Origin of the sequence: Mycobacterium sp. (assembly GCF_051006775.1) — a bacterium.
Taxonomy (GTDB): domain Bacteria; phylum Actinomycetota; class Actinomycetes; order Mycobacteriales; family Mycobacteriaceae; genus Mycobacterium.
Genome location: NZ_JBPCSX010000006.1, coordinates 1 through 10,363 on the forward strand (window position 1 = coordinate 1; position 10,363 = coordinate 10,363).

Sequence of the window (10,363 nt, forward strand, 5' to 3'; positions counted from 1 at the left end):
CCACCGCGGTAGTCGCACTCGTCGGGGGCCACCGGCATCCGATGACGCAGCTGGGGTCGGGGCTGTTCGCGGTCGCGCTGCCCTTCACCGATCTCGTCGACTACCGCCTCGAAGTGAGCTATCCGGGATCTGACGGTGAACCCTTCACCTACACCGCGGCCGACCCGTACCGATTCCTGCCCACCCTGGGCGAGGTGGACCTGCACCTGTTCGCCGAGGGCCGCCACGAACGGCTGTGGGAGATTCTCGGCGCGCACCCGCGGTCCTTCACCACCGCCGATGGTGTGGTCGACGGCGTCTCCTTCGCGGTGTGGGCGCCGAATGCCAAGGGCGTCAGTCTGATCGGCGAGTTCAATGGTTGGGACAGCAATGACGCACCGATGCGGGTGCTCGGATCCTCCGGAGTATGGGAGCTGTTCTGGCCCGGCTTCGCCCACGACGGCTTCTATAAGTTCCGGGTGCATGGCGTCGACGGATCGGTGACCGACCGGGCCGACCCGATGGCCTTTGCCACCGAGGTGCCGCCGCACACCGCATCCCGGGTGTTCTCGTCGGATTACCGCTGGAATGACCAGGCGTGGATGACCCGACGGGCCGCCACCAACCCGGTTTTCGAGCCGATGAGCACCTACGAGGTGCACCTGGGATCGTGGCGGCCCGGCCTGAGCTACCGGGAATTGGCCGACCAGCTGACCGAATACGTTGTGGCGCATGGCTTCACACATGTGGAGATGCTGCCGGTGGCCGAGCACCCGTTCGGCGGTTCATGGGGTTATCAGGTCACGTCCTACTACGCGCCAACGTCGCGGTTCGGCTCTCCCGATGACTTCCGCTTCCTGGTCGACGCGCTGCACCGGGCCGGCATCGGGGTGATCGTGGACTGGGTTCCGGCCCACTTCCCCAAGGACAATTGGGCGCTGGGCCGGTTCGACGGGACCGCACTCTACGAGCACTCCGACCCCCGCCGTGGCGAGCAATTGGACTGGGGTACCTACGTATTCGATTTCGGCCGAGCGGAGGTGCGCAACTTCCTGGTGGCCAACGCCCTGTACTGGCTGCAGGAATTCCACGTCGATGGATTACGCGTCGATGCGGTGGCCTCGATGCTCTACCTGGACTACTCGCGTCCGGCGGATGGCTGGACGCCGAATGCCCACGGCGGCCGGGAGAATCTCGAAGCCGTCCAGTTCCTGCAGGAGATGAACGCCACCGTCCATAAGCTCACGCCCGGCATCGTCACGATCGCCGAGGAGTCTACGTCGTGGCCGGGAGTCACGCGGCCGACAACCGTTGGCGGCCTTGGCTTCTCGATGAAGTGGAATATGGGCTGGATGCACGACACGCTGGACTACATCAGTCGTGATCCGATCTACCGCAGCTACCACCACCACGAGATGACCTTCTCGATGCTGTACGCGTTCAGCGAGAATTTCGTATTGCCGATCAGTCATGACGAGGTGGTGCACGGCAAGGGCACACTGTGGAGTCGGATGCCGGGCAATGACCACGTCAAGGCCGCCGGGCTGCGCAGCCTGCTCGCCTACCAGTGGGCACACCCGGGCAAGAAGCTGTTGTTCATGGGCCAGGAGTTCGGCCAGCGTGCCGAGTGGTCCGAGGAACGCGGTGTGGACTGGTTCCAACTCGAGGAGCACGGCTTCTCCGGCGGCATCCTGCGATTCCTGTCAGACGTCAACAACGTCTACCGCAGCCGGCCCGCACTGTGGAGTCAGGACACCAGGCCGGAGGGCTACTCCTGGATCGACGCCAACGACTCGGTGAGCAATGTGTTCAGCTTCCTGCGCTGGGGGGCCGATGGTTCGGTGCTGGCGTGTGTGTTCAACTTCGCCGGTTCCGAGCACAGCCGGTACCGCCTTGGACTGCCCTGTGCCGGCACCTGGCGTGAAGTGCTCAACAGCGACGCCACGGTCTACAACGGCTCCGGTATCGGAAACCTCGGCGGCGTCGAGGCCGTCGAGGACCCCTGGCACGGCCGCCCGGCCTCAGCGCAGTTGGTGCTGCCGCCGACGTCAGCGGTCTGGCTCGAACCGGCCTAACCCTCGCCGCTCGCCCCGGCCGGCCCCGCCCCCGCCCCCGCCGAGCGTGACGCTAACTTCACAGTCGGCGCCGAGCGTGACGCTAACTTCACGCTCGCGGGCTTGCGGCTTGCGGCTTGCGGCTTGCGGCTTGCGGGCCCGAGTTGGTATCGGGGTCAGTACAGGGCGTTGGCCAGGTTGCGCCGTCCGGCGATCACATCGGGATCGGCTGGGTCGAACAGCTCGAACAACTCGATCAGCCGGGTGCGCACCTTCGTCCGGTCATCGCCGGCGGTCCGCCGGACCAGCGCGGTAAGCCGATCGAACGCCGCCGCCACATCCTGATTGAGGATCTGCACATCGGCGGCGGAGAAGGCCGCGTCGATATCGTCGGGGGCCGCATCAGCGGTGCCGACTGCATCGGGCGGCTGCACGCTGGCGCGCTCCAGGAAGGTGATCTGGCGCAGCGCGCCCTTGGCCTCGACGTGACCCGGATCCTTATCCAGGATCGCCTGGAAGGCGGCCGCAGCACCCGGGAAGTCACCGGCGTCGACCAGATCCTGAGCCGCCACCAGTGCGGGGTCGAGGACCTCGGGTGCGTCATCGGGAGCGCCGCCGAGTTTTCCAGCGGTGGCCGACAACAGGGAGTCGATCCAGCGCCGCAGCTGTTCCGGGGGCTGGACACCCTGGAAGCTGTCCAGCGGACGGCCCGCGGCCAGTGCAATGACGGCCGGCACGGCTTCGACACCGAACATCGAGGCCACCCGCGGCTCGACGTCGACGTTGATGGTGGCCAGCGACCACGTCCCGCCATCGGCGGCCGCCATCGAGGCCAGCACGTCGACCAGCGCGACGCAGGCCTCGCTGCGCGGCGACCACAGCACCACGATCACCGGCACCTGAGTCGAGCGGACCAGCACCTCGGCTTCGAATGTGGCCTCGGTAACCGCGACACCGCCAGGAACGGACCCGCCACCACCGGCAGGCTGGGCACGCTGTTTGAGACCGGACAGATCGACGGCTCCGGCCAGCGCGGGCGAGGTTCTCGGGCGGGGTCGAGTCACGCCGATAAGTCTGTCACGTCCGCGACGGCGCCCCGATCGCCGGTTCCTCGCGCCTGATGGACGGATTCCGGCTGAAGGCTCTAAGGTTAGGCTGACAAACTTTCTGGCGATCGGAGTGCGACGTGAAACGAGCGGCCCTAACCTTCCTGGCGGTAGCGGCAATGTCGATGGGTTCCCTCGTCGCAGGACCCACCGCCGGGGCTGACGTCCGTGATCCATTCGACCCGTACGGCGTCGGCGGCTACGGGGGCGTCGGGCGCGTCGGAGGCCCGGTGGGCGTCGGAGGCGTCGTCGCCGGACCGGTCGGACCGATCGGGGTCGGAGGCGTCGTCGGACCCGTCGGGGTCGATCCGGTCGCTCGCGCCGCTGTGGACACCGTGGCGGTTGACGACGCCATCCGCTACGCAATTCCCTACGACTATCCGCTCGCTCCCTCGTTCCCGGGCGAGTTGCCGTGCTTCACCCCCTCGGGTGAGGCCTACTACACCCCGGGCGCGGATCCCTGCCTCTGCTTCGCTCCCACCGGGGACGTCATCCCCTGCTGACGCGGGCGGTATGACGAACGTCACACGGCTTATGGCCGAGGTGTCCAGCAAACCCCTATGAGCCTGCGGGTCGGTTAGCCGGCCCGCAGGATCAACGCGTCACCCTGGCCGCCGGCCCCGCAGAGCGCGGCCACCGCGTAGCCCGAGCCCAGCTTCGACAGTTGAAGTGCGGCGTGCAGCGTGATGCGTGCACCGGACATGCCGATCGGATGGCCCATCGCAATGGCACCACCGCTGCGGTTCACCTTTTCCGGATCGACGCCCAGTTCCCGGGTGGAGGCCAGTGCCACCGCCGCGAACGCCTCGTTGATCTCGATGACGTCGAGTTGATCGGCGGTGATGCCCTCCCGGGCCATCGCCTTCTTGATGGCGTTGGCCGGCTGGGACTGCAGCGTGGAATCCGGGCCGGCGACATTGCCGTGCGCGCCGATCTCGCACAGCCAGGTGAGTCCGAGCTCCTGCGCCTTGGCCTTGTTCATCACAACGACCGCACAACCACCGTCGGAGATCTGCGATGCAGAACCGGCGGTGATGGTGCCGTCCGTGCGGAAGGCAGGCTTTAAACCTGCGAGGGAGTCGGCGGTGGTGTTGGCCCGGATTCCCTCGTCTTCGGTGAACTCGATCGGATCGCCTTTGCGCTGTGGGATTTTCACCGGCACCACTTCATCGGCGAACACCCCGTCCTTCCAGGCGGCGGCGGCCTTCTGATGCGACCCGGCCGCGAACTCGTCCTGCTCGAGGCGGGTGAATTTGTCCTCATCGTTGCGCTGCTCGGTCAGTGCGCCCATCGGCTGATCGGTGAACACGTCGTGCAGCCCGTCATACGCCATGTGATCCCGCACGGTGACATCGCCGTACTTATAGCCGGCCCGGCTGTCCATCAGCAGGTGCGGGGCCCTCGACATCGACTCCTGACCACCGGCCACCACGACATCGAACTCGCCGGCCCGGATCAGCTGGTCGGCCAGCGCGATGGAGTCGATGCCAGACAGACACATCTTGTTGATGGTCAGCGCGGGGACGTCCCAACCGATGCCGGCGGCGACGGCGGACTGACGCGCGGGCATCTGCCCGGCGCCGGCGGTCAGCACCTGACCCATGATCACGTACTCGACGAGTGCGGCCGGCACACCGGACTTCTCCAGCGCCCCGCGGATGGCGATGGCGCCCAGATCGGTGCCGGAGAAATCCTTCAGCGATCCCATCAGCCGGCCGATGGGCGTGCGGGCTCCAGCAACGATCACAGACGTCGTCATTCCTACCTCCAAAGCGCGTGGTGGGCGGCCGTTTCAGCCGACCGACTCAACAAGATCTCCGCGATCAGGTTACCGTTACGTTATGACCACTGAGCACGTCGGCACCCGGGGATTCCTGGCGACTTCATTGGTGACCGCGGTCGATCACGTCGGCATCGCGGTGCCTGACCTCGACGCCGCGATCGCCTGGTATCACGATCACCTCGGCATGATCCTCGTGCACGAGGAGATCAACACCGACCAGCGCATCCGCGAGGCGATGCTGGCCGTTCCCGGTGGCGGTGACGCTTGCGCCCAACTCCAACTGATGGCGCCCCTGGACGACGAGTCGACCATCGCCAAATTCATCGACAAGCGCGGTCCGGGCATCCAGCAGATCGCCTACCGGGTGAGTGATCTCGACGCGATGTCAGAACGACTCCTCTCCCAGGGCGTCCGCCTGGTCTACGAGACCCCCCGTCGCGGCACCGCGCACTCCAGGATCAACTTCATTCACCCCAAGGACGCCGGCGGTGTCCTGATCGAACTGGTCGAGCACTCCAGCCAGTAACGGCTACGGGCGCTTCCTGGCGGGCCTTCGCGTTTCGCGGTTGACCCAGCAGAGCGTATGCCAATGTCGGCGGTCATCACCGTCTGAGAACTCGCTTCGCCATACGACCACATGTCCGGTGCCGGAACGGATTTCGTGGTCGCAACCCGGGCACCGGTAGGTCTTCTCCGACCGCGCCCCGGGGATCGGGACCACCTCGTACTCGTAGCCGTCAGCGCCGGTCTCGATCCGCCGCATCAGAACAACCGGAACTCGTCGTTGTCCAGTCCGCGCATCACGTCGTAGTCCAATGTCAGGCAGCGAATGCCACGGTCTTCGGCCAGTGTCCGCGCCTGCGGCTTGATCTGCTGTGCGGCGAACACTCCGGTGACCGGAGCCAGCAGCGGGTCCCGGTTCATCAGTTCCAGGTATCGGGTCAATTGCTCGACGCCGTCTATCTCACCCCGGCGTTTGATCTCCACCGCCACCGAACGGCCGTCGGCGTCACGGCACAGAATGTCCACCGGGCCGATGGCCGTCATGAACTCCCGGCGCACCAGGGTGTAGCCCTCACCGAGCAGTTCAATGTGCTCAGCGAGCAACTTCTGCAGGTGGGCTTCCACACCGTCCTTCACCAGCCCGGGGTCGATGCCCAGCTCATGGCTGGAATCGTGCTCGATCTCCTCGATGGTGATGCGCAACTGCTCGCCGGCCTTGTTCTCCACCACCCACACGGCGCCGTCGGAGTCCTCAGTCAGCCAGCACGGCGGACTCATCCAGTTCAGCGGCTTATAGGCCCGGTCGTCGGCGTGCACACTGACCGAGCCGTCGGCCTTGACCAGGAGCAGCCGGCGGGCCGACGGCAGGTGGGCGGTGAGCCGGCCGAGGTAGTCCACGGTGCACTGGGCGATCACGAGTCGCACTGGTTCAGCTTAGGGTGCCGGCTGAGCCGATTCCGGCTGATACCGCCGAAGCCGAATTAGGCTGACGCCACCATGAGTTCCCGACCGAGCGCGGCGCAGCGGCTAGGCCGCGTACTGGAACGCCTCACCCGCCAGAGCGGTCGGCTCACCAAGACGCCGGCCTATGGTTCATTGCTGCTGGGCAAGGTCTCCGAGAGCCCCAACCGCAGACATGTCCGGATTCAGGTCATCCTCACCCTGTTCATCCTGACGGTGAACGTGATCGGCATCGCCCTGGCGCTGCTGCTCGACGTGGTGGCCTTCCCCGAACCGAGTGTGATCAGCGATGTACCGGGATGGGTGCCATTTATCGCCACCCCCGCCTACATCCTGCTCGCGATGGTGTTCGGCACCTGGTGGATACACCGCCGTACGGTCAACGACCTACGCTGGGCGATCGATGGACGACCACCGACTCAGGATGATCTGCGTAGCACGCTGCTGACGCCGTGGCGAATTGCGCTGTCCCACTTGGTCTTATGGGGTGGCGGAGCGGTACTGCTGACCGTCCTCTTCGGAATGTACGACCCGTTGTTCATCCCTCGCATATCGCTGACGGTGATCTTCTGCGGCCTGGTGGTGGCCACCACGTGCTATCTGACGGCAGAGTTCGCGCTGCGACCGGTGGCAGCCGAAGCGCTTGCCGCCGGACGCCCGCCCCGCCGGCTGGCGCCCGGGATCATGGGCCGCACCGTGGTGGTCTGGCTGCTCAGCTCCGGTGTTCCTGTCATAGGAATCGGTCTGACCGCGATGTTCTCGCTGATCCTGGGGAACCTGACCAAGACTCAGTTGGAAGTGGCGGTCGTCATCAGTTCAGTCCTCAGCGTGCTGGTGGGCTTCATCCTGATGTGGATTCTGGCGTGGCTGACCTCCACACCCGTGCGGATGGTGCGCGCCGCCCTGCGCCGGGTGGAGGAGGGTGATCTGGATGCCAGCGTGGTGGTGTTCGACGGCACCGAACTCGGTGAACTACAGCGCGGATTCAACTCGATGGTCGCCGGTCTGCGCGAGCGCGAACAGGTCCGCGATCTGTTCGGCCGCCACGTCGGTCGTGAGGTGGCCGCGATGGCTGAGATGCAGCGCCCGAAGCTCGGCGGCGAGGAGCGCCACGTCGCGGTGATGTTCGTCGACGTTGTGGGATCCACCCGGCTGGTCAGCACCCTGCCCCCCAAGGAGGTGGTCGATCTGCTCAACCGGTTCTTCTCGATCGTCGTCGAGGAGGTCGACCGGCACCGTGGGCTGGTCAACAAATTCGAGGGTGACGCCACACTGGCGATTTTCGGAGCTCCGGTCGCCATGGAGAACCCCGAGGGCGAGGCGCTGGCTGCAGCCCGGACGATCAGCAGGAGGCTGGAGCGCGAGGTGCCCGAGTGCCCGGCGCGGATCGGCGTTGCGGCCGGACAGGTGGTGGCCGGAAATGTCGGCGCGAAGGAACGTTTCGAATACACGGTGATCGGTGAGCCGGTGAACGAGGCGGCACGGCTCAGCGAACTGGCACGAACGGAGCCGAATCGGGTGCTGGTGTCCGCGGTGACAGTGAGCGCGGCCCCCGAACGCGAGCAGCGATTCTGGCGGTCCCGCAGACCGGTCCGGCTACGTGGTTATGACGAGCGGGTCGCGGTCGCGACTCTCATCGGCGGTCACTGAGCGCAACGGTCGGTCTGTAGCCATTTTTCGGCGGCCCCCAGTGCGCTGTCGAGATCGGTGAACGCGACATCGTCATAACCGCGGCCGGGCAGGATCACCGCGGCATCCGGGTCGACGAGCAGGCCAAGCTTGCCGGCCGCCCGCAGTGTGGCGCTCATTCCGGCCAGCAGCGCCCGGGCCGAATCGTTGATGGTGTCGACCCGGGTGACGTCGAGAATGCCCACGGAGAAGTCCCCACTCTCCCGGTCGACCGAGCGCAGTACCCGTTCGGCGCCGGCGAACATCAGGTCCCCGTGCATCTCGTACACCCTGATACCGGGACTCGCCTCGTAGATCGCGCGGATGGTGGATCGCGACTCGCGGCTGACGTTGAGGAAGTGCAGTCCGAGGCGGTCTGAGAGAGCGCGGCAGACCAGGACTCCCCGCAGGCTGTTACCCCTGCCATCCAGCAGTGGCGAGTACACCCCGATCCCCAGTTGGCCGGGCAGCACGGCCAGGATTCCGCCGCCGACGCCACTCTTGGCGGGCATGCCGACCGCACTGACCCAGTCCCCTGCCCCGTTGTACATCCCGCACGTGACCATGACGCTCAGCGTGCGCTGGACCACCTTGCTATCGGCCACCCGTCTGCCGGTCTGCGGGTTGACCCCACCTCTGGCCAGGGTGGCGGCCATCCGGGCCAGGTCGACACTGGTGACCCGCAGCGAGCACTGCCGGAAGTAGACGTCGAGCACCTCATCGGGATCGTCCTCGAGCACACCGAAACTGGTCAGCATGTAGGCGATCGCCCGGTTCCGATTACCGGTGGCCTTCTCCGAACGGTAGACGGCCTCGTCGAGTTCCAGCGGGCGCCCGGCGCAGGCCGAATAGAAATCCTGGATACGGGCGAAACGCTCGTCCGGGGTGGCGCCGGGGATCAGGGACACCGCGGCGATCGCGCCGGCATTGATCATGGCGTTCTTCGGAGTCTTGGTCTTCTCGTCGACACTGATCTCGTTGAATGCGTCACCGGATGGCTCGACACCGATCTTGGTATCCACCGCCTGCTGCCCGGCCAACTCCAGTGCGAGCGCATAGGTGAACGGTTTGGAGATCGACTGGATGGTGAATTCGGTACCGGCGTCGCCGGCCTGGTAGAGGTAGCCGTCCGAGGCGGACAGGGTGAGGCCGAACGAGGTCGGGTCGGCTTCGGTGAGTTCGGGAATGTAGTCGGCCAGGGCGCCATCGGTGATGGGGGCGTACTCGGCGACGATGTCGTCGAGATAGCGCTGCACCAGTTGAGCCATAGTCGGATCGTAACGGCTGGCATATCGCGCTTACCCGTGCCAGAGTCGAGGGATGGCACTGCGGTATCGCATCATCGACAGCCCGGTGGGCCCGCTGACATTGGCCGGCGAAGGCTCGACCCTGGTCCATCTGCGGATGGCCGACCATGCCCATGAGCCGGACCGGTCGGGCTGGGAGCCGGCCGGGCCCGAGGCGTTCGCCGATGTGGCCGAGCAGCTTGACGCATACTTCGCCGGTTCACTTACCGAATTCGACGTCGCTATGCGATTGACCGGTACCGATTTCCAGCGTCGGGTGTGGGCGGCTTTGCAGACCATTCCATACGGCGAGACCCGGTCATACGGTGAGATCGCCGAGCAGATCGGTTCTCCGGGTGCGTCGCGTGCAGTCGGATTGGCCAACGGTAGGAATCCGATTTCGATCATCATTCCCTGCCACCGGGTAATCGGTGCGGCGGGCGCCCTAACGGGTTATGCCGGCGGAATTGAACGCAAGAGCACGCTCATTGCTTTGGAGAGGAACTCGGCGGAGATGCAAGCGCCTATCGATTTGACTTTGTTCGCCTGAATTCAGCCTGTATTTAAAAAGCGGAACGCCCCCCGATTTCTCGGGGGGCGTTCCTTAAATGGTGTTCGGCGGTGTCCTACTTTTCCACCCTTTTGGGTAGTATCATCGGCGCTTGCAGGCTTAGCTTCCGGGTTCGGGATGGGTCCGGGCGTTTCCCTGCCGCTATGGCCGCCGTAACTCTATGTAAATTTGTGTGTGCCCCGTGTGCCGGCACGGGTGTGCCGGTGTATTTGGTGGTGGGGTGTGGTGCTCGATATGTGTTCGTGGGTGTGGTTGCGAGTGTGTTGTTGTAAGTTTTCGGCCGGTTAGTGCCAGTTCCCTATACGCATTACTGCGCTTACAGGTCTGGTCTATCAATCCCGTGGTCTGCGGGGGGCCTTATCCCACTTAATGGGTGAGAAGCCTGGTCTTGGAGAAGGTTTCCCGCTTAGATGCTTTCAGCGGTTATCCTGTCCGAACGTGGCTATCCAGCC

At 65.4% G+C, this 10,363-nt stretch carries 10 protein-coding genes and 2 rRNA genes; 5 read left to right on the forward strand and 7 right to left on the reverse strand.

Going from position 1 to position 10,363, the window contains the following annotated elements; all coding sequences use genetic code 11:
- On the forward strand, positions 1 to 2,054 hold a 2,054-nt coding region (gene glgB, locus ACR2JI_RS00410; RefSeq protein ID WP_526386865.1), incomplete at its 5' end, for a 1,4-alpha-glucan branching protein GlgB.
- A gap of 155 nt (positions 2,055 to 2,209) precedes the next feature.
- Here the strand turns inward: glgB and ACR2JI_RS00415 are convergent.
- On the reverse strand, positions 2,210 to 3,097 hold the full coding sequence (locus ACR2JI_RS00415; RefSeq protein WP_526386867.1) for a tetratricopeptide repeat protein: 888 nt from the start codon (positions 3,095 to 3,097) through the stop codon (positions 2,210 to 2,212).
- A 167-nt stretch (positions 3,098 to 3,264) separates the two neighbouring features.
- Between ACR2JI_RS00415 and ACR2JI_RS00420 the strand changes: the two genes are divergently transcribed.
- Positions 3,265 to 3,642, forward strand: a complete 378-nt coding sequence (locus ACR2JI_RS00420; protein ID WP_526386869.1) for a hypothetical protein — start codon at positions 3,265 to 3,267, stop codon at positions 3,640 to 3,642.
- 74 nt (positions 3,643 to 3,716) lie between these two features.
- Here the strand turns inward: ACR2JI_RS00420 and ACR2JI_RS00425 are convergent, their stop codons facing one another.
- A complete protein-coding gene (locus ACR2JI_RS00425; RefSeq protein ID WP_526386871.1) occupies positions 3,717 to 4,898 on the reverse strand; it encodes a thiolase family protein in 1,182 nt (393 codons plus the stop codon).
- Between the two features lie 82 nt (positions 4,899 to 4,980).
- On the opposite strand from ACR2JI_RS00425, the gene mce reads away from it, so the two are divergent.
- On the forward strand, positions 4,981 to 5,448 hold the full coding sequence (mce, locus tag ACR2JI_RS00430; RefSeq protein ID WP_526386873.1) for a methylmalonyl-CoA epimerase: 468 nt from the start codon (positions 4,981 to 4,983) through the stop codon (positions 5,446 to 5,448).
- A 3-nt stretch (positions 5,449 to 5,451) separates the two neighbouring features.
- Here the strand turns inward: mce and ACR2JI_RS00435 are convergent, their stop codons facing one another.
- Both ACR2JI_RS00435 and nucS read right to left on the reverse strand, forming a co-directional pair.
- Positions 5,452 to 5,685, reverse strand: coding sequence for an Rv1322 family protein (locus tag ACR2JI_RS00435; protein WP_526386875.1), 234 nt, complete (start codon positions 5,683 to 5,685; stop codon positions 5,452 to 5,454).
- On the reverse strand, positions 5,685 to 6,350 hold the full coding sequence (nucS, locus tag ACR2JI_RS00440) for an endonuclease NucS (protein WP_526386877.1): 666 nt from the start codon (positions 6,348 to 6,350) through the stop codon (positions 5,685 to 5,687). Before nucS ends, ACR2JI_RS00435 begins: the two co-directional genes overlap by 1 nt.
- A 72-nt stretch (positions 6,351 to 6,422) precedes the next feature.
- Between nucS and ACR2JI_RS00445 the strand changes: the two genes are divergently transcribed.
- Positions 6,423 to 8,036, forward strand: a complete 1,614-nt coding sequence (locus tag ACR2JI_RS00445) for an adenylate/guanylate cyclase domain-containing protein (RefSeq protein WP_526386880.1) — start codon at positions 6,423 to 6,425, stop codon at positions 8,034 to 8,036.
- Here the strand turns inward: ACR2JI_RS00445 and glsA are convergent.
- On the reverse strand, positions 8,030 to 9,322 hold the full coding sequence (glsA, locus tag ACR2JI_RS00450) for a glutaminase A (protein ID WP_526386882.1): 1,293 nt from the start codon (positions 9,320 to 9,322) through the stop codon (positions 8,030 to 8,032). The genes ACR2JI_RS00445 and glsA overlap by 7 nt on opposite strands.
- Before the next feature lie 52 nt (positions 9,323 to 9,374).
- Between glsA and ACR2JI_RS00455 the strand changes: the two genes are divergently transcribed.
- Positions 9,375 to 9,890, forward strand: coding sequence for a methylated-DNA--[protein]-cysteine S-methyltransferase (locus tag ACR2JI_RS00455; protein WP_526386884.1), 516 nt, complete (start codon positions 9,375 to 9,377; stop codon positions 9,888 to 9,890).
- A gap of 63 nt (positions 9,891 to 9,953) precedes the next feature.
- On the opposite strand, the gene rrf is transcribed toward ACR2JI_RS00455, so the two are convergent.
- Positions 9,954 to 10,066, reverse strand: a 5S ribosomal RNA gene (rrf, locus tag ACR2JI_RS00460).
- 108 nt (positions 10,067 to 10,174) lie between these two features.
- Positions 10,175 to 10,363: ribosomal RNA gene (locus ACR2JI_RS00465) — 23S ribosomal RNA — on the reverse strand; the annotation flags it as partial.